The organism is Mesorhizobium sp. ZC-5 (genome assembly GCF_025753855.1).
Lineage (GTDB): Bacteria > Pseudomonadota > Alphaproteobacteria > Rhizobiales > Rhizobiaceae > Neomesorhizobium.
The window spans coordinates 24,580-47,448 of sequence record NZ_JAOWPT010000010.1; the positions used below are offsets into that span (position 1 = coordinate 24,580).

At 63.1% G+C, this 22,869-nt stretch carries 16 protein-coding genes; 3 read left to right on the forward strand and 13 right to left on the reverse strand.

The genetic code is table 11. The annotated features are described in order from the left end of the window. Positions 1–102 precede the first annotated feature (102 nt). The 3 genes from OHD58_RS22065 to OHD58_RS22075 all read right to left on the reverse strand — a co-directional run bounded on the left by OHD58_RS22065 (position 103) and on the right by OHD58_RS22075 (position 3,428). Complete coding sequence (locus OHD58_RS22065; RefSeq protein WP_263805640.1) at positions 103–1,614, reverse strand: ABC transporter ATP-binding protein; 1,512 nt, start codon at positions 1,612–1,614, stop codon at positions 103–105. A gap of 53 nt (positions 1,615–1,667) precedes the next feature. Beyond that, entirely contained in the window at positions 1,668–2,696 is a 1,029-nt protein-coding gene (locus OHD58_RS22070) for a BMP family protein (RefSeq protein ID WP_263805641.1), read from the reverse strand. 162 nt (positions 2,697–2,858) lie between these two features. Further along, entirely contained in the window at positions 2,859–3,428 is a 570-nt protein-coding gene (locus OHD58_RS22075; protein WP_263805642.1) for a Pycsar system effector family protein, read from the reverse strand. A 194-nt stretch (positions 3,429–3,622) separates the two neighbouring features. Between OHD58_RS22075 and OHD58_RS22080 the strand changes: the two genes are divergently transcribed. Both OHD58_RS22080 and OHD58_RS22085 read left to right on the forward strand, forming a co-directional pair. Then, positions 3,623–7,249: a FecR domain-containing protein gene (locus OHD58_RS22080; RefSeq protein ID WP_318528280.1), complete on the forward strand. Its 3,627-nt coding sequence runs from the start codon at positions 3,623–3,625 to the stop codon at positions 7,247–7,249. Next, a complete protein-coding gene (locus OHD58_RS22085; RefSeq protein WP_412177274.1) occupies positions 7,249–9,258 on the forward strand; it encodes a CHASE2 domain-containing protein in 2,010 nt (669 codons plus the stop codon). Before OHD58_RS22080 ends, OHD58_RS22085 begins: the two co-directional genes overlap by 1 nt. On the opposite strand, the gene OHD58_RS22090 is transcribed toward OHD58_RS22085, so the two are convergent. The 9 genes from OHD58_RS22090 to OHD58_RS22130 form a co-directional block, all read right to left on the reverse strand. Further along, entirely contained in the window at positions 9,255–10,841 is a 1,587-nt protein-coding gene (locus OHD58_RS22090) for an FGGY-family carbohydrate kinase (RefSeq protein ID WP_263805644.1), read from the reverse strand. The genes OHD58_RS22085 and OHD58_RS22090 overlap by 4 nt on opposite strands. Further along, on the reverse strand, positions 10,841–11,518 hold the full coding sequence (locus tag OHD58_RS22095; RefSeq protein WP_263805645.1) for an HAD family hydrolase: 678 nt from the start codon (positions 11,516–11,518) through the stop codon (positions 10,841–10,843). Before OHD58_RS22095 ends, OHD58_RS22090 begins: the two co-directional genes overlap by 1 nt. A 48-nt stretch (positions 11,519–11,566) precedes the next feature. After that, positions 11,567–12,358, reverse strand: coding sequence for an SDR family NAD(P)-dependent oxidoreductase (locus OHD58_RS22100; RefSeq protein WP_263805646.1), 792 nt, complete (start codon positions 12,356–12,358; stop codon positions 11,567–11,569). A gap of 36 nt (positions 12,359–12,394) precedes the next feature. Further along, on the reverse strand, positions 12,395–13,873 hold the full coding sequence (locus OHD58_RS22105; RefSeq protein ID WP_263805647.1) for a mannitol dehydrogenase family protein: 1,479 nt from the start codon (positions 13,871–13,873) through the stop codon (positions 12,395–12,397). Positions 13,874–14,062: 189 nt separating this feature from the next. Continuing rightward, entirely contained in the window at positions 14,063–14,833 is a 771-nt protein-coding gene (locus OHD58_RS22110) for an L-iditol 2-dehydrogenase (protein ID WP_263805648.1), read from the reverse strand. Between the two features lie 3 nt (positions 14,834–14,836). Then, complete coding sequence (locus tag OHD58_RS22115; RefSeq protein ID WP_263805649.1) at positions 14,837–15,835, reverse strand: ABC transporter ATP-binding protein; 999 nt, start codon at positions 15,833–15,835, stop codon at positions 14,837–14,839. Between the two features lie 57 nt (positions 15,836–15,892). After that, positions 15,893–16,717 carry a carbohydrate ABC transporter permease gene (locus OHD58_RS22120; RefSeq protein ID WP_263805650.1) on the reverse strand — a complete coding sequence of 275 codons (825 nt, stop codon included), beginning with the start codon at positions 16,715–16,717 and terminating at the stop codon, positions 15,893–15,895. 12 nt (positions 16,718–16,729) lie between these two features. Continuing rightward, on the reverse strand, positions 16,730–17,602 hold the full coding sequence (locus tag OHD58_RS22125; protein WP_263805651.1) for a carbohydrate ABC transporter permease: 873 nt from the start codon (positions 17,600–17,602) through the stop codon (positions 16,730–16,732). 205 nt (positions 17,603–17,807) lie between these two features. Beyond that, positions 17,808–19,118: an ABC transporter substrate-binding protein gene (locus OHD58_RS22130; RefSeq protein WP_263805652.1), complete on the reverse strand. Its 1,311-nt coding sequence runs from the start codon at positions 19,116–19,118 to the stop codon at positions 17,808–17,810. A 328-nt stretch (positions 19,119–19,446) separates the two neighbouring features. Here OHD58_RS22130 and OHD58_RS22135 point away from each other — a divergent pair, with 328 nt between their 5' ends. Beyond that, positions 19,447–20,841, forward strand: coding sequence for an adenylate/guanylate cyclase domain-containing protein (locus OHD58_RS22135; RefSeq protein ID WP_263805653.1), 1,395 nt, complete (start codon positions 19,447–19,449; stop codon positions 20,839–20,841). A 59-nt stretch (positions 20,842–20,900) separates the two neighbouring features. On the opposite strand, the gene OHD58_RS22140 is transcribed toward OHD58_RS22135, so the two are convergent. Beyond that, entirely contained in the window at positions 20,901–22,835 is a 1,935-nt protein-coding gene (locus OHD58_RS22140) for an adenylate/guanylate cyclase domain-containing protein (RefSeq protein WP_263805654.1), read from the reverse strand. Positions 22,836–22,869: the final 34 nt, after the last annotated feature.

Here is a 22,869-nt window from a genome sequence, read left to right on the forward strand (position 1 = left end):
ACGTTCTTTTGTGCCTAGCGCTGCCTTTGCCGACCACCTCTGGCTGCTGCGCTGCCATCTCCTCCCTTGACGGAGGAGAAAACGTGGCGCGTGTTTCGGTCATCACGCCGCAACCTCGCTGTGTCCCGCCATCAGTTCGCCGATCTCTCCTATCGTGCGCTCTCCCCTGCCCGACGGAGCCGACAACCTGCCCTTGGAGATGACGACGATGCGGTCGGACAGTGCCACTATCTCCTCCAGGTCTTCGGAAATCAGCAGTACCGCGGCACCACGCGCCCGCGCATCCAGCAGCTTGCCATGCACATAAGCGACGGCGCCGACATCGAGCCCGCGTGCCGGCTGGTTGGCAAGCACGATCGCCGGCTCGGGATCGAGCGCGCGGCCGAGAATGAGCTTCTGCATGTTGCCGCCCGACAAAAGCCGGATGCGCGCTTCCGGCGACGGGCATTTGACGTCGTAGTCGCGGATAAGGCCTTCGGCGAAATGTTTCGCTGCCTTCCAGTCGAGGAAGCCGCGACGGCAAAAGGGAGAGGAACGGTAACGTTCGGCGATGACGTTTTCCGTGACGCTCATATCGCCGATGGTGCCGACGGCGTGGCGGTCTTCCGGGATGCGTGCGATGCCGTGATCGAGGGCGGCGCGCGGTGACCAGCCGCCGACCAGTTTGCCGCGCACCAGCATTTTGCCGGATGCGGGATTCTCGGTGCCGGCGATAAGTCCAGCCAAAGCTGCCTGACCGTTTCCCGAAACGCCGGCAAGACCGACGATCTCGCCGGCAAAAAGCGTCAGCGACACATCGTGGAGAAAAGCACCAGAGCCGAGCGGCGCTGTCGATACCCGCTCCAGCGCGAAAAGTGCTTCGCCACGCGCCACCCCTGCGACCTTCGGCGGCGTCACCTCCTGGCCGACCATCAGCGTGGCGAGCTCACGACGGGTCGTCCGAGCGGTCGTCCGTTCGCCCGCAAGCCTGCCGGAGCGCAGCACCAGAACCCGATCGCTGACGGCCATCACCTCATGCAGTTTGTGTGAGATGAAGATGATCGAAAGGCCGTTGGCGACCAGCATTTTCAGGGTGCGGAACAGCGCATCGGTCTCGGCCGGCGTCAACACAGCGGTCGGCTCGTCGAGGATGAGAATGCGCGCATCGCGGTAAAGCGCCTTCAGGATCTCGACGCGCTGGCGTTCGCCGACCGAAAGCGAGGCCACCGATGCGTCGGGCTCGACGGCGAGGCCGAAATCGCTCGACAGTTGGCTGATACGGCGGCGCGCCAATGAGCGATCGAGGCGCGGACGCCACAGGCTCTCCGTCCCGAGCGCGATGTTTTCCAGCACGCTCATGTTGTCGGCAAGGGTGAAATGCTGGTGCACCATGCCGATGCCGGCAGCAAGCGCCGCCTTCGGGTCGCCCGGTGCGAGAAGCTGGCCGAATGCCTCGATGTTTCCTTCGTCGGCAACATAATGGCCGAACAGAATGTTCATCAGCGTCGTCTTGCCGGCGCCGTTCTCGCCAAGCAGCGCGATCACCTCGCCCTTTTTCAGGTCGAAGGAGATGTCATCGTTGGCAACCAGCGGGCCGAAGCGCTTGGTGATGCCGGAAAGGCGGAGGACGGTCATCGGTTGAGTTCCTTCCTTCTCCCCTTGTGGGAGAAGGGAAGACGCCCATCATCTCAGCTCGATTTCGGCTCGGCGTCGTTGATCTCGACGGTAAACGAGCCGTCCTTGATCGCCTTTTCCTTCTCGGCAACCTTGGCCATCACCTCGGCCGGCACCTTGCCTTCAAATGTGCCGAGCGGCGCCAGCGAGCAGCCTCCCGCCTTCATGAAAGAATAGACGCCGTAGTCGGCTGCCTTGAAGGTGCCTGCCTTCACCTCGGCGATCGCCTTGTCGAGCGTCGGCTCGAAATGCCAGAGCGCCGAGGCCACCACCGTCTCCGGATAATCGGCCTGGGTGTCGATGACATTTCCCACCGCGAGGATTTTTCGTTCCTTGGCCGCATCCGAGACGCCGAAGCGTTCGGCGTAGAGCAGGTCCGCCCCGGCGTCGATCTGCGCGAAGGCGGTTTCCTTGGCCTTGGGCGGGTCGAACCACGAGCCGATGAAGGCGACCTGGAACTTGGCCGCCGGATTCATCTCTTTCGCGCCCGCCATGAAGGCGTGCATCAGCCGGTTGACCTCGGGGATCGGGAAGCCGCCCACCATGCCGATATTGGCCTTGCCGGTCATCGCTCCGGCAATGATGCCCGAGAGATAAGACGCGTCCTGGATATAGTTGTCGAAAGGCGCGAAGTTCGGCACCGCGTCGTCCGGCTTGAACGACGAGCCCATGAGGAATGCCGTTTCGGGATAATCCTTGGCGACGGCGCGCGCAGCGTCCTCGACGCCGAACACCTCGCCAAGAATCAGCTTGTTGCCGGCCTCGGCATATTCGCGCATTACGCGCTCATAATCGGTGTTCGAGACATTCTCGGTGGCGACGTACTCGATATCGCCGCGATCCTTCGCGGCATTGGCGGCCTTGTGGATGCGAGAGACCCATTGCTGCTCGAAAGGCACGGTATAGACCGCCGCAACCTTGATAGGATCGGCTGCGAGCAGGCGGGATGGAAATCCCGCGATGGAAACGAGTGCTGTTGCGGCGCCGCCAGCTTTGAGGAGTGAACGGCGCGACATCGTAGAACTGGCTGAGATTCTGGACATTGTTGACGACCCTCTGGCTGGTTGATTATCCGACGTGTCCCGTCTTTTTATCGTTTGGTCAACGCTAGTCCAAAATCCGGACTCCGGCAATTGACAGCCGTGCCAGCAGGGGTCTGCATCCACAACCGGTGCAGCAAGGCGATCGGCGATGTTTTGCGCCGGTCAGCGGCCGAGCACGGTAGCGGTCGTGCCGGTCTGCCAGGCAAGCAACAGAACATATCCGACGACCATTGCCATCAAGCCGCGGAAGGCCATCCCGACATAGCGGTATTTGGAACGGTTGATCGCCGCGAGCGTGTCGACATTGGTCAGATATTCGTCGAACAGGTAGTCCGCGCTGCCGCTTTCCCTGGCCTTCATGAAGGCGGTGCGATTGGCCGCCCAGCCGCCCCAATAGAGCGATGTCGATGAGGTGACGTGGCGCGGCAGCACCACCAGGATCGCCGAGACCAGCGCAACGATAACAGCGATGCCAACCAGCGCCGAGAGCACGATGGCCACCGGTTCGCCGGATTGATAGCGGTCCAACCTGAACACCTGGCGCCCTTCGGCCGAACTGATCAGGAAGGCGATCATGAAGGTGAAGATGTAAGCCGCCTTCTGGTCGGCGATGCGAATCTGATCGTAGAAGACGTCGTTGATCTTCTTTAAGTGGTCCAGATATTGGCGATCATCGGGCGAGGCCTTTGCGGTGGTTGCTACCACTTTTTCTGCGCTATGCTTTTCTTTCATGATATTTCGAATCACGCGTGAACTGTTTCCGACGAAATTAAAGTGACGATTGCCGCAACTCAGGATAGAGGGCAAACGAAAACTTGACTCCCCAATCCGTTTGTTTGCATATCGCGTCCCGGCGGAGCTTATACAGACATAACATGCGCAGTATCGTGAGGGGACTGGCGGCGCTGGCCGTTTTGGGATGCGTTTTGCCTGCGCATGCGGATGTCATCGCGCGCAAGGCGACGCCTGCCGGCTCGGTGATCGCCCGCAAGACCGGCGAGGAAGTGCGCTTCATCGACATTTCCGACTGGCGCAGCGTCGACATCAAGCAGGATCTCCTCGCCGGCGATCTGCTGCGCACCAACGCGCTCGGCCATCTCGCGGTGCTGTTTGCCGATCACACGCAGGTGCGCCTCGGCCGCAACACCACCCTGGAGGTCAAGCAGATCGGTGCGGCTTCCGACACCACGCTCGGGCTACAGGCCGGTACGATCTGGGCGCGGGCGCAACGCGGCGGCGAGGGCCTGACGGTCGAGACGCCGGCGGCCGCGGCGGCGATTCGCGGCACCGACTGGACGATGACCGTCGACGGCGACAAGACCTCGCTGATCGTGCTGGAAGGACTGGTGCAGCTTTCCAACGAGTTCGGCTCGGTCAACGTCGCGCAGGGCGAGGCAGCGGTGGCCTCGATCGGCCAGGCGCCGACAAAGGTTGTCATCGTCGATCCCGACGACCGCGAGCAGATGCTGTTCTATCTGTCGCTGCGCAATTCGTTCGGCTGGATGCCGGTGTCGCCATTGTCCAGCCCGGACATGCGGCGCCAGCGCGCCCGCATCGGCGCGAAACCGGAGACTGCCCGCAGCGCCGAGGACTGGCTGACTCTGGCGGAGGTGTCGCTCAACTATGACGGCAAGCGGGTGTCGCTCGCGGCCGCCGACCAAGCGCGCGCGTTCCGCCTGTCCGCGTCCCAGAAGGCGCGGCTCGATCTCATCGACGCGCTCGCAGCAGGCTCCGACCACAATTTTGCCGAGGCAGCCCGGCTCTTCCAGAAGGCGGCGCCCGGGCTTGATTCCAGGCGACGTGCCATTGCGCTTTATGGAGGCTACTTCGCCCGCTCGCTTGCCAATCCGGAGCGCGTGGAAAGCCCGCCGATCGTGCATGACGGCGGGCCTTATGCAGCGCTCGCCGAGGCGTGGACAGCGGGTTTCCTCAAGGATATTCCTGCTGCGATCGAGGTCATCAAGCGCGCCGAAACCCGCTATCCCGACGATCCGTCGCTGCCCGCCTACCGCGCGCAGCTTGCGATACTGATCGACGACCGCGAGCAAGTGCAGGCGGCTATCGCCCGCTCGCTGGCGCTCGATCCCGACGATCCGACGGCGCTGGAGGCCAGAGCCAACTACAAGGTCGGAGTCCAGGCCGACATGGACGGTGCGCTGGCCGACATCAGCCGTGCCGCCGAGATCGCGCCGGGTTCGACGACGATCTGGAATGCGCTCGGGCTGGTCGAAAGCACACGCGGCGCCGATCGCGAAGCGGAAGCGGCCCTGAAGCGGGCCATCGAGCTCGACCCAAACGATCCGGTCTCCTACGCCAACCTGGCCATTCTGTATCTCGACCAGGATCGGGTGAAGGAGGCCAAGGTGCTGATCGACAAGGCATTCGCCGTCGATCCGTCCTTCGACATCGGTCTTGTCGCGCGCGGTCGTTACTATCTGCAGACCGGCGAGATGGACAAGGCGATGCAGGATCTGCTCGCCGCTTCCACCGCCAACCCGGCCTATGCGCAGGCGCTCCTGTTGCTCGCGGCTGGTTACTATGAGAACGGCGAGCGCGAACCTGCCGAACAAGCGCTGGAAAATGCCGACCGGCTCGACCCCAACGACCCGGTGGTGTCGAATTTCGAGACGGCGATTGCGATCGACGATTATGATTCCGACCGTGCGATCAGAAGCGCGCAGGAGGCACTGAAGCGCTCGCGTGCACGCGGCGGCGACTTCGCGGCCCTCAGTGCCAACACGGAAGCCGGCTCCACGCTGAACGAGGCATTCCGCCTGCAGGGCCTGGATGCCTGGGGCCGCTTCTACTCCGATGCAGCGTTCGACCCCTTCTCAGGCGCCGCGCATGTCGACCAAGCCGTCTCCGGAAGTGCCGACCCCTTCGCCAACGATATCAATTTCGGTAACGGCCCGGTCGACCCCTTGGTCAACGATGCCGGTTTCTCAGGGTTTTTCCAGGGTTTGATGTTCTCGCCGGAAATGATCTCGGGTCGCGCCCGCAGTGCGAACCTGCTGCGTCGACCATTTCTCGAAGCGGCACTGGGTGGAGGCTTCATTCACTCGGGAACGGATTGGGGCTGGATCAGTGAAGCCGAGGTGCAGGGGTATTTCGCGGGGCCTGTTCCCTGGAGCGTTTACGGCAACATCAAGGGTCGCCAGACGGACGACCACCGCGAATACCTTGCGCCGGGCACGGAAATCCCGTTCACCAGCGCAGATCTGGGCTTCGATGCGATTTCAGGCTCCGGCTACGTCACGATGCGCCCCACTCCAAACGACCGCATCGTCACCTACCTGGATGTCCAGGACGTCGAGGAAAAAGCCGAAAACGCCATAGCATTGTTCAACATACCTTTACTGCCGTTCAACGCGTCGGCTTACGACCGTACCGTCAAAGCGCAGTCGGTGACTGCCGGCCTCGGCTGGAGCCATACATTCGGCTACGAGAACGTCGTCAATGCCGCATTCTTCGTCTCGGATCTCTCACAGACCAGCGATGAATCGGCGTTGGTCTTTGCCGTGCCGGTGCCGATCGGCCTGCAGGACGAACGGGCGCGCACCGACCAGCAAACCTATTTGGGTGCGATCAATCATACAGTCGGCATGGGCGATGTAACCTGGCGCTACGGCGTCGAAGCGGGCCAGCTCGAACAGCGGCAGAGCCTGCGGGCACAGACTGTTATCCCTATCCTCGGCATCAACGACGTCGTCGTCGATACGCGCGACATCGACCTGCCGTTCGGTCGTCTCTATGCCGATGCGGTTTACGAGATCAATCCGGACATCAAGGCAGAAGGCGCGCTCTTTGCCACATTGCTCGGTGGTTCCTTGGATGTGCAGCGCCTCGAACCGCGACTAGGCCTCGCCTGGACGCCTTGGGAGGGCCATTGGCTACGCGGCGGTTATCTGCGCGAAACCTCGGCAGCCAGTTCGACGACACTCTCTCCCATCGGCGTGGTCGGCCTGCAATCGAACCAGGTGCCACTGGACATCGGCGGCTACTCCGACACCGTCGCCGCGCGTTGGGATGCCCAATGGACCGACCGGTTCTTCACCTCCGTCGACTATCAGCACCAGGACCTGAACGATCTGGCCATCCGGATTCCCGGCTCCATTCTTACCGTATCGCTGGGAGAGGGCCGTATCGACCGCGTCAGCGGCACTGCCAATGTCTGGCTCGGCAATGGTTTCGGCGCCTTCGCCACCGCCGCCTTCGCGGATTCAGAGAACAAGGATCCGGCAAGTTCCGGTTTCGGCAAGGAATTGCCCTATGTGCCGGAGATCAGCGGCCGCCTGGGCCTCACCTACGTCAATCCCGTCAACGTCAAGGTGACACTTGCCGGCACTTATGTCGGCCCGCGCGCCGGCGACGAAAGCGGCACCGAACTAGACGGTTACTGGACAGCCGACGCCTTCCTGACCTGGGAGCCGTTCGACAAGCGCTTCGAACTCGAAGTGGCCGCCTACAATCTCTTCGATGAAAAATTCGAAGTCGCAACCGCACTCCCCGGTTGGGGTCGCAGCATCGTCGGGTCTTTCAAGGTCCGCTTCTGATGTTCGTATCGAAGCCTTGGTGGAAAGGGCTTCTCGGCGATCAGGCGCGGGATGCGGGGACAAGCCGGCGCCAGCGTCGCAACAGCATCGGCTTGATTGCCCTTGTCGCGGCAGTCGTTATGACAGCGCTGTCGTTCACCCCGCCGTGGCAACTCGTGGAAGCGCGCGCCTACGACTTCCTTTCCACCACCTTGCCGCCTGCCCGCCCGAGCGATGGGCCGATCATCGTGGCAATCGACGAACCGTCTTTCGCTGAACTTGGCCTGCAATGGCCGTGGCCGCGCGACCTTCATGCGCGGCTGGTGACCGCGCTGCGGCAGGCCGGTGCCAAGACAATTGGCCTCGACATCATCTTCGCCGAACCCTCCAACCCCGCAGCGGATGGCGCGCTGGCGGCGGCGATGGGACCGGATGTGGTGCTTGCTGCGGACGAGTCGCTGATCGAGACGCCGCAGGCAACACAGATCGTCCGCGCCGAGCCGCTGCCTCCACTGACGGCGACAGGTGCGCGCGCCGGCATCGCGTCGATCTCGCTCGAACGCGACGGTGCGCTGCGCCGTATACCGCTCTATCCCGACGGGTTTGCCGCCACGCTGATGCAGATGAATATGGGGGTGACGACCAACTTGCTACAGGGTGCGCTGATCCAGACCTTCGGCCCGGCGCGGTCCTACCCGACCGTCTCCTACTATCAGGCGCTCGACCCGGAAAACTTCCTGCCGCCGGATGTCTTCCGCGGCAAGACGGTGATCGTCGGACTGTCGATGCAATCGGCGCCGACCACCGACGCCGGCGGCGCCGACGCCTATGCGACATCGTGGACCGCGCGGACCGGCCGGCTGGTTTCCGGCGCCGAAGTGCAGGCGACGATCTACGACAATCTGGCGGCGAAGCTGTTCGTGGTGCCCGTTCCCGCTGCGTTGGCCGTTGCCGCGACCGTACTTTCGGCATTGCTCGCCGGCTTCGTCGTCTGGCGCCAGACCGGCTGGCGGACCATCATGGCTGCCGTCTTTGCGGTCGCCGCCTTCGCGATCGGCAGTTTCCTGCTGCTGCGCTTCGGACGCATCTACATGGCGCCCCTATCGCCCTCGCTGGCCTTCGTCGCCGTCGCGGCGGCGCAGGGCGCCCGCGACTACGCCGCCGAGCGGCGGCTGCGCCAGGGCATAACGCGCGCCTTTTCACAATATCTGTCACCGGTGCTGGTGGAGCGGCTTGCCAACGACCCATCGAAACTGAAGCTCGGCGGTGAAAAACGCACGCTGACGGTGCTTTTTTGCGACGTGCGCGGTTTTACGACGATCTCGGAACAAATGAAGGACGATCCGCAGCGGCTGACCGCGCTGGTCAACAGGCTGCTCAACCCGCTGTCGGATGTGGTCATGAAGGCCGGCGGCACGATCGACAAATATATCGGCGACTGTGTGATGGCGTTCTGGAACGCGCCGCTCGACGAGCCGGATCATGCGACCCACGCCGTGGCCGCCGCCCTCGAGATGGTCCGCGCGCTCGATCCACTGAACGCCGAACTCGCCGCCGAGGCGGCCGAAAAGGGCGAGACGCCGCTCGAACTCAGGATCGGCATCGGCATCAACACCGGCGATTGTGTCGTTGGCAACATGGGCTCCGACCGCCGCTTCGACTATTCCGTGCTGGGAGACGCGGTAAATCTGGCGTCGCGGCTGGAAGGCCAGACCAAAGCGTACGGCGTCTCCTTGCTGCTCGGCAGCGAAACCGCACGACTCGTCGATGACGCGTTCACGGTCGTCGAACTCGACCGCACCCTGGTCAAGGGAAAGTCCGAAATCGCCACCGTTTCGACTGTCGTGCCGCCCGTCGGTGATGCCGTGCTTGCGCAGCATCGCGCCATGCTCGATCACGTCTACAGCGGCAAGACAGTCGAGGCGCTGAGCCTGCTCGAGCATCTCCGGAAGCAGCTTCCGATGCTCGCCAGCTATTACGCTGGCTTACGACAACGGCTGACTGCGCCGAAGCCGGATCTTGCCGGTTAGGCTCGGCTCATCGCCACGATCACCTGGCGCTGGCGATGCATTTCGAGGAAAACACGGTAATCCCGATCGAACCGTCCGTGAGATGCGGCATCGGATTTCCGCACCCTGCCCGGCTGCTGCATCGCCACGCAGGCCGCCGGAAGATCGGGATAAAGGCCGGCAGCGGTGGCGGCAACCATCGCCGTTCCCAACAACACGGCTTCGTCGACGACCGGTTCGACCACGGTGCAGCCGGTGACATCCACATAGAGTTCCATCAACAGCGGATTCTTGGTGTGACCGCCGGTGACATGCAAGGTGTCGATGGCGTAGCCGCTCGCGCTCAACGTCTCGAGGATATGGCGCACGCCGAGCGCTATGCCGACGGAGGTGCGCCAGTAAAGCCGGCAAAGACTGTCGAATGAAGCATCGAGCGTGAGCCCGCTGACGACGCCCGCGGCATGTGGATCGGCAAGCGGCGAACGGTTGCCGTGGAAATCCGGCAACACATGCAACCCGCCGCCAAGGTCGCTCCCCCCGGTTTCGCGCAGTTGCAGCACGCGCTCCGCGATGCGTCCATGCATGGCCGCGTCGGGTTCTCCGCCGGCGCCATGCCAGCGGATGATGTGATCGAGCAGGGCGCCGGTCGCGGACTGTCCGCCCTCGATCAGCCAGTGACCCGGAAGTGCTGCGCCATGATACGGTCCCCAGCCGCCCGGGAAGGGTCGTGGCGTCTTGGAAATAGCCATGACACAGCTCGACGTGCCTGCAATCAGCGCCAGCTGCCGGTCGAGGCTGTCGCCATCACCGGCAAAGGCGCCAAGCACGCCCAGTGCGCCCGCATAGGCATCGATGACACCCGCACCAACGCGGCAGGCGGTCGTCAGGCCGAGCGCCTCGGCCGCGTCGCTGGTGAGCGGCCCGAGGCAGGAGCCGACTGCACTGGCCTTCTGCGGCAGCGCTCCACGAGCCAGCATGTCGCCAATGCCGACCGCTTCGAAGAAGTCCCGCTGCCAGCCGTTCTCGTGAGCGAGATATGTCCATTTCGCCGTCAGCGTGCATTGCGACCGCGCCGGCGACCCGCTTGCCCGCCAGCTCAGGAAATCGGCGAGGTCGAAAAAGTAGCCGGCTTTTTCCCAGCTCTCCGGCAAATGGCGTTTCAGCCACATCAGCTTCGGCGTCTCCATCTCCGGCGACATCACCCCGCCGAGATGGTCCAGCACGTGATGGCCGGTGGCCGTGCACTCGTCGGCCTCGGCAAGGGCGCGGTGATCGAGCCATACCATGGTATCCCAGCGCTGTTCGCCGCCGGTCGATACGCTGACCTGGCCGCCTTCGTGGTCGCGCACGACCAGCGAGCAGGTCGCGTCAAAGCTGATCCCGGCAACCGCTTCGGGCGCCACGCCCGCCTTGTAGCGCGCGGCGCGGACGGCGGCGCAGACGGCGGACCAGATCTGCTCGGAATCCTGCTCGGCATGTCCGGGCTTAGGCCGGTGAATGACAATCGGGCGCTCGGCGCGACCGAGCAGCGTGCCGTGGCAGTCGAGAATGCCCGCGCGCGCGCTGCCGGTTCCGACATCGACGGCGCAGACCAGTTCCTGCATCAAGAGGCTTTCGCGCCCGCTTGCGACAGCAGCGCGGGCAGTTGCCGCATGTCGCCGAATATGACGTCAGGTTCGAGGCCTTCGATGGCCGCCTGAAGCGCACCTTCTCCCGCATGCGAGCCGCCGGTGAAGGCGAAGACGCGCATGCCGGCCTCCCTGGCGGCGAGAATGCCGGCCGGGCTGTCCTCGATGACCAGGCAACGATCGGGATGAGCGCCCATGCCACGCGCGGCATGCAGGAAAAGGTCAGGAAACGGCTTGCCTCGCTTCACCATGGTCGCACTATAGATATGCGGCTCGAACTGTTCCAGCAGGCCGGTCACCTGGAGCGACAGGCGGATACGCTCGGGCTGGCTCGAAGAGGCAACACAATAGGGCATGGCCAGGCGCTTCAGCACATCGGAAACGCCGGCGATCGGCTTCAGGTTCTGGCGGAAGCGCGCATAGAGTTCGGCGCGAATGTCCTCAAGATGCACCGGGGTGACGACGAGGTCGAAATCCGTGCGCAGAATTTCGGTGATCGTCGCCATGCTCTTGCCGAGGAAGCGTTCATAGGCGGTTTCCTCGCTGATCGTCACGCCGGCTGCGGTGACGATATCGACCAGTACCGCAATCGAGATCGGTTCGCTGTCGACCAGCACGCCGTCGCAGTCGAAGATGATCAGTTCAGGCGTCACGCAATTCTCCGGTTCGCTACCGGCGCGGATTTCCGGTTGTTGTATTGTCTAAACTGTCCGCAGCCAGCCGCCGTCGACGTAATATGTCGAACCGACGGAATAACTCGCCCGGTCGGAGCAGAGGAAGACAAAAAAGTTGGCAAGTTCCTCGACGCTGGCGAAACGCTTGATCGGTGTATTCTCCTCGGCGATTCCGCTGAGATAACCTTCCCAGTCGCCGCCGCTGTCGGCTGTCAGTTGCTTGGCCGTCTTGATCCAATCCCCGGTAAGGACAAGGCCGGGATTGATCGTGTTGACGCGGATGTTGTCCTTGATGACCTCATTGGCGAGGTTCTTGGAAAACATCATCAGCGCCGCCTTGGTGACATTGTAGACCGGTTCATACCAGAGCGGCTGCACGGCGCAGATCGACGCGTTGTGCAGGATGGCACCGCCGCCGCGTTCGCGCATCATCGGCACGAAGCCCCGCGCCAGCCTGACCGCCGCCATCACGTGCAGATTCCAGAAGTCATCCCACTTCTCGTCCGGCGCTTCCATGATGGTTTCGTTTGAGCCGGTGCCGGCGTTGTTGATCAGGATATCGGCGCCGCCAAAGGCGTTGCGCGTCGCCTCCACGAGTGCCGCGCAGCCTTCCGCCGTCGTCACGTCGCAGGCGGCCGGAACGGCCTTTACCCCATATTCACGCGACAGTCGGGTCGTCTCGGTCGCCAGCAAGTCTTCGCGGCGGCCGGCGAGCACGAGATGCGCACCCTCTTTCGCAAAGCCCTCGGCGACGCCGAGGCCGATGCCCGAACCTCCGCCGGTGATCACCGCGACCTTGCCGCTCAGTCCAAGATCCATTGCACAACCTCGTTGCCGGCCGACAACCCGACCTGCTCAGGCCGTCGCGCCGATATAGCGCGCCAGCGTCTTTCGCGTACCGGCCGTCCACAGGGCGGCCAGTGCTTTCAGGAAGGCCTCGGCAAAAACGTCCGATTTGCCGACCTCGCCGTAGATGTCTTCCATCGCCAGCCAGGCGGCGGCGTCGCCTTTCGCGGCCTTCGCCGTGGCCTGCAGCCGGTCCCAGTTTGGATCGTTCGGCTCGATGACCGCACCGGAATCCGTCGTGCCAAAGCAGTAGCGGCACCACAGCGCCGACTCAAGAGCGAGGCCACTGATGCTCTTGCCGGCCTTTAGCCGATCATGAATCGTGGGGATGATGAATTTCGGCTGCCGGTTGGAGCCGTCGAGGCAGAGCCGGCGGATGGTGTCACCGATCTTCGGGTTGGAAAACCGCTTGTCGATGAGACTGTAGTAGTCGCCGAGATCGGTGTCCGGCACCGGCGGCACCGTCGGAATGATCTCCTCGCGCTCGAGCTTTTCCAGGAAGCCGCGGATCAGCGGTTCCTGCATGGCCTCATGAACGAAATGGATGTCCATCAGGCCGGCCGGATAAGCGATGGTCGCGTGGCCGCCATTGAGGATGCGGATCTTCATCAGTTCGAACGGCGCGACGTCCCTGACGAACTGGACGCCGACCTTTTCCAGCGGCGGCCGCCCGTCGGTGAAGCGATCCTCCAGCACCCACTGCTTGAACGGTTCGCAGAACACCGGCCAATTGTCCTCTACGCCGAAGTCCTCGGCCAGCATCGCGCGTTCGCGGTCGGTGGTGGCGGGGGTGATGCGGTCGACCATGCCGTTGGGAAAGGCGACATGGTCTTCCACCCAGCCGGCGAGTTCCTCGTCGATGAGGCGCGCCAGGCCCACGACCCCGTCCGATGTGACATGGCCGTTGTGGGGGATGTTGTCGCACGACATGACGGTGAACGGCACGACGCCGTCATCGCGACGGCGCAGCAGGCCGGCGAGGATCAGCCCGAACACGGTCTTCGGATCGCCGATGTTTGCCGCGTCGGCGACGATCGCGGGATGCGTCGGGTTGAATTTTCCGGAGGCGGGATCGATGAAATAGCCACCTTCGGTGATGGTCAGCGAAACGATGCGGATTGTCGGATCGGCCAATTGTTCGATGACGGCCCGGTTCTCCCCCGGCACCAGGAAATCGATCATGGCGCCGGTCACCCGGGCGCTCACATGGCCCGAATCCTGCTCGACCACGGTGGTCAGCCAATCCTGCTCTTCGAGCATCTGACGGCCGGCTTTCTCGCCTTCGAAGACCCCGGCGCCGACGATCGCCCAGTCACGACCGAGACCGGCGTTGAACAGGTCGTCGAGATACACCGCCTGGTGGGAACGATGGAAATTGCCGACGCCGAAATGCACGATGCCGGGCTTGAGCGACGAACGGTCGTAGCTGGGGCAGGCAACATTCGGCGGAAGCGTACCGAGATTTGCCTGGGAGAGTTTTACGGTCATAGGCAGATGCTTTCTCGTTCAGGCGTCGGTGTTCCCTCCCCCTTGAGGGGAGGGTGGCCAGCCGAAGGCTGGCCGGGTGGGGTGGTCTCTGAGGCGCGGGACGCAAGAAAGAACGTCGAGCACTGCCTTGGTTACCCCACCCGCCTCGCTTCGCTCGGCCCCCTCCCTTCAAGGGGGAGGGATCGCCGCTCAACTCATCCACTGGCCGCCGTCGACATTGTAGGTCTGGGCGACGATGTATTTGCTTTCGGCGCTGGCGAGGAAAACCGCCATGCCGGTGAGATCCTCCGCCGTGCCCATCCGCCCGAATGGAACCGCTTCGCCGACCAGCCGCTTCTTCTCGCCTCTCGGCCGGTTCTCATATTTTGCAAACAGCGCATCGACATGGTCCCAATGTTCGCCGTCGACGACGCCCGGCGCGATCGCGTTGACGTTGATGCCGTGCTTGATCAGGTCGAGCCCGGCGGACTGGGTGAGCGAGATGACGGCGGCCTTGGTCGCGCAGTAGACCGCGACCAAGGCCTCGCCACGCCGCCCGGCCTGGCTCGCCATGTTGATGATTCTGCCCCCCTTACCCCTGGCGATCATCGACTTGGCAGCGGCCTGCAGCATGAACAGCGTGCCGGCGACATTGACGGAAAACAGCTTGTCGTAGCTCGATTTCGGGATCTCGACGATCGGCGCCATATCGAACAGCGCCGCATTGTTGATCAGGATGTCCAATCCACCGGTCTTTTCCTCCACTGCCTTCACCGCGGCGTCTATCGAGGACAAGTGAGTGACATCGAGTTCGACCGCGTATGCGGCCGGGCCGATCTCGGCGGCGGTTTTGCGCGCCGCATCGAGATTGATGTCGGCGATGGCCACGCTGGCGCCTTCACGCACATAGGTTTCGGCGAAAGTGCGCCCAATGCCGCGGGCGGAGCCGGTGATCAGCGCCGATTTGCCTTGCAGCCGCATGGATCAAATCGCCTGCCCGTCAGCGCCGAAGCGATGCAGCTTGGCGGCATCCGGCGTCAGGTAGATGTCGTCGCCATGCGAGACGCCGACATCGCCTTCGGCCCGCACGGTGACCATGCCGATGCCGTCGGCATGGACGTGGAGGAAGGTGTCGGAACCGAGATGTTCGGCGACACCGACCTTGCCCTTCCATTCGCCGGCGCTTCTCGAGATGCCGAGATGCTCGGGGCGGATACCGATCGTCTTGGCGCCGTGCTTGTCGGCCGGCGCGCCTTCGATCAGGTTCATCCTGGGCGAGCCGATGAAGCCGGCGACGAATAGGTTCTTCGGCGTCTTGTAGAGTTCCATCGGCGAGCCGACCTGCTCGATGTTGCCGGCGTTCAGCACCACGATCTTGTCGGCCATGGTCATCGCCTCGACCTGGTCATGGGTGACGTAGATCATCGTCGTCTTGAGTTGGTGGTGCAGTTCGCTGATCTCCAGCCGCATCGTGCCGCGGAGTGCTGCATCGAGGTTCGACAAAGGCTCGTCGAACAGGAAGGCGGAAGGCTGGCGCACGATGGCGCGGCCGATGGCGACGCGCTGGCGCTGGCCGCCGGAGAGCTGGCCGGGCCGGCGCTCGAGATAATTGGTGAGGTTGAGCACCCGCGCCGCGTCCGCCACTTTCTTTTCGATGGCCTCCTTGCTCTCGCCGGCCATCTTCAGCGGGAAGGCGATGTTCTTGGCCACCGTCATGTGCGGATAGAGCGCGTAGGACTGAAACACCATCGCCAGCTTGCGCTTACCGGGCGCCTCGCTCGTGACATCGCGGCCGTCGATGTTGATGGTGCCGCTGCTGGTGTCCTCGAGACCGGCGATCAAACGCAGCAGCGTGGACTTGCCGCAGCCCGATGGTCCGACGAAGACGACAAACTCGCCGTCTTCGATAACAAGGTCGATGTTCGGAATGATGATGGTCGCTCCGAAAGACTTCGACACATTCTTGAGCGTGATATTTCCCATGGTTCCCTCCCCTGTCAGCCGCTTGGTGGGGTTTGTCTACTTCGACGGCGCCGGCAGTTATTTCACGGCTCCGAAGGTGAGGCCGCGTACGAGTTGCTTCTGGCTGAACCACCCCATGATAAGGATTGGCGCGATGGCCAAAGTGGACGCGGCCGACAGTTTTGCCCAGAACAGGCCCTGCGGACTGGAGAAAGAGCTGATGAAGGCAGTCAGTGGTGCGGCTTCCGTCGTCGTCAGCCGGATTGTCCAGAACGCTTCATTCCAGGCCAGGATGATGTTCAAGAGCATGGTCGAGGCGATGCCGGGCACGGCGATCGGTGTCAGCACGTACCAGATCTCACCCCACAGCGAGGCCCCGTCCATGCGCGCCGCCTCCAGGATTTCACCGGGGATCTCGCGGAAATAGGTGTAGAGCATCCAGACCACGATCGGCAGGTTGATGAGCATCAGCATGATCATCAACCCAAAGCGGCTATCCAGGAGACCGGTGTCGCGGAAGATGAGGTAGATCGGGAACAGCACCGCGACCGCCGGCATCATCTTGGTGGAGAGCATCCACATCAGGATGTCCTTGGTCCGCTTGGTCGGCGAGAACGCCATCGACCAGGCGGCCGGGATGGCGACGATGAGCGCCAGGATGGTCGAGCCGACCGAAAGGATCACCGAGTTAAGGAAGAAGTGGAAATATCCGCTCTGCGCCTGGACTTCCCGGAAGCTCTCGATGGTACCCGAGGGGATCAGGCTGAACCCTTGGATCGCCTCCTGCTCCGATTTAAACGCGGTGATGATCGTATAAAGGATTGGAAAGAAGATCAGCAGGGCGACGATCCAGGCCGCGGCCGTCGCGATCGTTTTGTGCTGCGTGGTGACTGCACGTGCCATGATCGCTTCCTCCTACTTGTCCAGGTTCTTGCCGACGGCGCGCATGGCGAAGAAGGCAACGATGTTGGCGAGGATGACGGCGATGATGCCGCCGGCGGAGGCCTGGCCGATTTTGAACTCCAGCAGCGCCTTCTGGTAGACGAGGAAAGGCAGGTTGGTGGAGGCGTAGCCGGGGCCGCCATTGGTGGTCACCAGGATTTCCGCATAGACCGCCAGCAGGAAGATCGTCTGGATCAGGACGACGACGGTGATCGCCCGTGACAGGTGCGGCAGCGTCAGATAGATGAAGCGGCTGAAGAAACCGGCGCCGTCCATTTCGGCGGCTTCCTTCTGCTCGCCATCGAGCGACTGCAGCGAGGTGAGCAGGATCAGCGTCGCAAAGGGCAGCCATTGCCAGGCGACGATCAGGATGATCGAAAAGAGCGGATACTGCGCGAACCAGTCCACCGGCTGGGCGCCGAAGAAGCGAGCGATGTCGGCGAACACGCCATAGCCCGGATGCATGATCATGTTCTTCCAGACCAGAGCCGCCACCGGCGGCATGACGAAGAAGGGAGAGATGACCAGAATGCGCACCATGCCCTGGCCCCACATCGGCTGGTCAAGCAGAAGCGCGAGCAGGATGCCGCCGATGATGGTGATCAAGAGCACGCTGACGACGATCAGCAGCGTATTGATGATCGACGCGGCAAAGGCTGGGTTGTTGAAGAACAGCAGATAATTGGAAAAGCCGATGAAGCCGTCGCGGATCGGGTTCAATGGGTTGTACTGCTGGAACGAGAACCACAGCGTGAAGGCCAGCGGCACGATCATCCAGATGAAAAGAAGGATGACCGAGGGTGCCAGCATGAAGCGCGCGAGGTTGCTGGTCTGTCTGGTCGCCATGGTCTCCTCCTATGCTTCTCGTTGCCACCTTCCCTTGAGCGGGATAGGCGCGCCCTGCCTGTCACTGTCTGGTGGCTTCCGGTCTCGTTATTTGCAACACGCCTCTGGCCGCAGTCTCCCCCTTGGGGAGTGGCCCTCTCGGCTGCGTCGGGAAAAGTGGCCGTCCGGACTGGGAACCGGACGGCCAGGCACCGGGAGGATGCCGTTACTGGATGTAACCGCCTTCGGTCATCGTGGCGGTGGCTGCGTCCTGCGCCTGCTTCAGCGCATCGTCGACACTCATCTGGCCGGCGAGTGCCGCCGAGAAGAGCTGGCCAACAGTCGTGCCGAGACCCTGAAACTCGGGAATGGCGACGAACTGCACACCGGTGTAAGGCACCGGCTTGATGGTCGGCTTGGTCGGGTCGGCGGCGTTGATGGAGTCGAGCGTCATCTTGGCGAACGGAGCCGCCTTCTGGTACTCGGGATTGGCATAGAGCGAAGTCCGCGTGCCCGGAGGAACGTTGGCCCAGCCTTCCTTCGAGGCGACGAGGTCGAGATAGGCCTTGCTGGTCGCCCAAGAAACGAACTTCTGCGCGGCTTCGGCCTTCTGCGTGCCGGCCGGAATGGCCAGCGACCACGCCCACAGCCAGTTGCCGCGCTTGCCGAGGCCGTTGTCGGGCGCCAGCGCGTAGCCGACCTTGTCGGCGACGGTCGAATCCTTGGGGTTGGAAACGAACGAAGCTGCCACCGTGGCATCGATCCACATGCCGCATTTGCCCTGCTGGAACAGCGCCAGGTTCTCGTTGAAGCCATTCGACGAAGCGCCCGACGGGCCGGCATCCTTCATCAGCGTCACATAGGTATCGAGCGTCTGCTTCCATTCCGGCTGGTCGAACTGCGGCTTCCAGTTCTCGTCGAACCAGCGGGCGCCAAACGAGTTTGACATCGCGGTGAGGAAGGCCATGTTCTCGCCCCAGCCGGCCTTGCCGCGCAGGCAGACGCCGTTGATGTCGGCGGCGCGGTCGGTCATCTTGCGGGCGGCATCGCCGATGAACTCCCAGGTCGGCGCATCGGGCATGGTCAGCCCTGCCTTCTCCATCAGGTCCTTGCGGTACATGACGAACGAGCTCTCGCCGTAGAACGGCGCGGCATAAAGCTTTCCGTCAGCCGTCAGGCCGCCGGCGATCGCAGGGATGATATCGGCGGCGTCATAGTCGGCGCCGAGATTGTCGAGCGGCAGCAACCATTGCTGCTTGGCCCAGATCGGAACCTCGTAGGTGCCGATCGTCATGACGTCGTACTGGCCGCCCTTGGTGGCGATGTCGGTCGTCACCCGCTCGCGCAACACGTTCTCCTCAAGCGTCACCCACTCGAGCTGGATATCGGGGTTCTTGGCGGTGAAGTCGTCGGTCAGCTTCTGCATGCGAACCATGTCGCCATTGTTGACGGTGGCGATGGTGATGGTTTCGGCATGTGCGGCGAACGCCAACGCGCTGGCTGAACACAGGCCCAAGACGAGCGTGCGCAATTTCATGAATTCCTCCCTGGCCAAAGTGAGCATTTGTCTCTAGCTTGGGCAATTACTCACCTCGTTGAAAAAGAGTCAAGCCGGATTCGATGCTGCAATGCACAAGTACAGCCCGCATTGGAGGGGGATTCCGCCCGCGCGGCGCAAGCGTTAAAGCGATTGTGCTCAAAGCTGTTTCGACCGCGTCCGGCGCGCTCTGGAAAAATCCGCTCGCATGGTGAAAGACCAACCGGCGGAATCTTTTTCGATTCGGCCTTGAGATCGGTAGAGAGAAAATACCATCTGCAACCGACCCGATTCGTGGGAACATGTGCCGGCGCAGAGAGGTTAGGCGATGGCGTTCACGCTTTCAGACCAAGGCAGAGACGCGGCAAGCAGCCTGATCCCGTCAGGCCTCGAACTGCGGCGAAGAAAGCGGCTCGGCGCGATGCTGGCAAGGGCGGAGCGCGAGGGCGCCAGGCTGCAGTTCTGGGCGCGTTCGGCTGCCCTTGTGGCGGTCGCGCTCTTCTTCCTGTTCTTCGCCAAATGGAACGGCGCGTTCGCGTTCACGTTCTCGAGCCTGGTCTTCTTCTTTCTTGTCGGCCTGTTCCAATATCGGCTGGTCAAACGCCGGCGCGACCCGGCGTGGCTGAGTTTCGCCGTCGGCACGCTCGACATCGTCCTGCTCACCTGTCTGCTCGTCGGTGAAAATCCCTTCGCCCGCGACGCCATGCCGGCGGCGATCAATCTGCGCGATGGCAGCTTCGCGTTCCTGCTGATCTTCGTCTGCCTCGGCGCGCTGACGCTGTCGACCCGCCTCGCCTTGTGGCTCGGCGCCATGGCGGCGATTTCATGGACAGCGGCGATCGCATGGGTGGCCAGCCGTCCGGAGGCGATCGTGCTCAACGCGCGGATGGCCGATCTGTCGACCTCCGACAGGATGCAACTCTACCTCGATCCGAACTTCGTCGACATCATCCAGCAGAGCGCGCATGTCGTGTTGATCCTGATCGTCACGGGGATCCTGGCGATCGTGGTATCGCGTTCACGGCAGTTGGCCGACGATTACGTTGTCGCCGAGCGCGCACGCATCAATCTCGCGCGCCATTTTTCGCCCAACGTCGTCGACGAACTGGCTTCGGCCGACGAGCCCTTCGGCCCGGTGCGGCGGCAGGAGGTCGCCATCCTGTTTGCCGATATCGTCGGCTTCACCACCTATTCGGAGGACCATCCGGCCGAGGAAGTCTTTGAATTGCTGCGGGAATTCCACCGGCGCATGGAGCAGGTGGTGTTCGACCACGGCGGTACCGTCGACAACTACATCGGCGACTCCATCATGGCGACCTTCGGCGTGCCGCAGGCGGCGGGCGACGATGCGGGCCGGGCATTGCGCTGCGCGCAAGCCATGGCGGCGGCGGTCCGACAATGGAACGTCCGCCGGGTCGCGGCCGGCTACGTCGCCATCGATGTGCGCATCGGTGTCCAGTATGGCCCTGTTGTCGTCGGTGCGGTCGGCAGCGAGCGCAGCCTGTCGATCGCTGTTGTCGGCGACGCATGCAACGTCGCCAGCCGGCTGCAGGTGCTGTGCCGCGAACTCGACGCCGACATCTGTTTCGGCGCCGCGCTCATCGACGCGGTGCGGCGAGAAGGCAGCGCCGATTTCCTCTCCGGCATCATCGACCACGGTCCGGCGGCGCTGCGCGGCCGCGACGAACCGGTGCATGTGTTTACCATGCCGAAACAGGGATGAGCCTGGATACGCGGCACTGACGCGGGCGCGGCTTGAACCTTCCGGCAATTCTCCAGCCCTCAGCCCGCCTGGGCGTGAACCTCCGATTGGGATGACGCCGCCATCGCGACGTCGCCTACCCTGAAGACCTCTGTCATCTCGCCACGTCCGCGCAGCCTGTGCTTGCCCGCCGGGATCGTTTCGAACTGCTCGTCGAGCCGCGATGCGGTTTCGCCTGAAATAGCGATGGCGGCCGTTGCGCCGGGTTCGAGTAGCTTGCCGATATCCTGCAATCGCTGGCTCACATTCACGGTATCGCCGATGATCGTATAGTTGACCCGGTCGGATGCGCCGATGTTGCCGACAATGACGGAGCCCGTATGGATACCGATGCGGACGCGAAGCGGCAGTCGTCCTTCGCTGGCTGCCTCTCGGTTATCGTTCTCCAGCTCCTCGCGGATAGCCGCTGCTGCGCGGACGGCCGCGGCGGCGTGGCCCTTGAGACGATCGGGTGCGCCGAAGAATGCGAGCATGCCGTCGCCCAGAAACTTGTCGACCGTGCCGCCATGTGCGTCGACCACGCGGCACAGGATTGCGAAATGATGATTAAGTAGCCTGGCGGCAGCGGCGGCGTCCATCTGCTCCGACAAGGTGGTGAAGCCGGCGATGTCCGTAAACATGACGGTGACGATCGCTTCGCGCGGCTCGGCGATGCCGATTTCTCCGGTCCGCACCAGCTTGGCCACCAGCGAACGCGGAATATAGGTCGAAAATGCGCGCAGTCCGATCAGCATCGCGTTGAAGGCCGAAGCCTGCTCATCCAGTTCCAGCACCCTGCTGCGCGGCAGCGGCGTTACGCCATCGAGTTCGAAATCGGCGACGCGGGTGGCCTGGCCGGCGATCGCCTGTATCGGGCGCGAGAGCCGCTTGCCAAGCAGGATCGCGACGATGACCGCCGCAGCCATCGCGCCAAGTCCAAGCAGAGCCGACCCCATTACCCGCTCGATCTCGTCGCCGACCTGGCTGCTCTCGAAATATGCACCGATCGTCCACGGCCGGTCGCCATAGCCCGTGATCTTGCGGGTGATGGCGACATAGGTGTTCTCGCCCATCCATGATCTCCAATCGTCTTCGTTGGACAACTGGATCTCGGCAACCTCGATATCGCGCGCGCGTTTGGGACTGAACTCGGTCTCGGGCCTGCGCGTGGCATATCCAGCCAGGACAGGATCACCGAATGCGGCAAGCGGCGTCAGTGGCCGGCTACCATTCTTGAGCGCATCCGGGGCGGCGAGCTTCGGATCCGCCAGGATGGATCCGTCTCCATCCAGAATGAAGGCATGCGTGCCGAAACGCGCCGAAAGTTCCTGAGTAATCGCGGACAGTTTCTGCAATTCCACCGCCGCGATCACCCACGCATCGGTCACGCCGTCACGCAGGAGCGGCGCCGAGACATTGGCGAACAGGCCATATTCGTTGGCAACGAAGGCACCCCAGCGGCGCCCGCCTACCTTCTGCCGATCTTCCAGGACAGCCCGGACCTGCGGCGATTTCTCCGCTTCGGCCGGAAGTTGCTGGATCGTTCCGGCAGGATATTTGTCATCGTTGTTCCCGGCGAGCGCCGCACCCCTGCAGATCAGATCGGGGGTGCAGACCAGCATTGCGTTCACGCCCTTCGCGGTCGAAAGGGCGCCGGCAAGCGTGGCTGACATCGCTTCGTCATCGATCTGGAAACCACCCTGCGCATAGAGCTTTGCGACGCCATCCACCGCGCTCTCGGCACGACCCATTTCGGCGCGAAGCGAATCCTCCATCGCATCGACCAGCAGCGTCGACTGAGAGCCCAGCAAGTCGAAGGTGTTGCGAACGTTCGCGCCGACCGACAATGCCAACACGCCGCCGACGGAAAGGAAAACCAGGGTGCCGAAACTCAGCGCCATGATGAGCGCGACGGGGATGCGACGCCGTTTTCTTTCAGCCCGGACCAGACGCACTGGTTGTGCAGGGGTGCTCATACAGCCAATGTCGTAATGTGCCCGGAAATTGCAA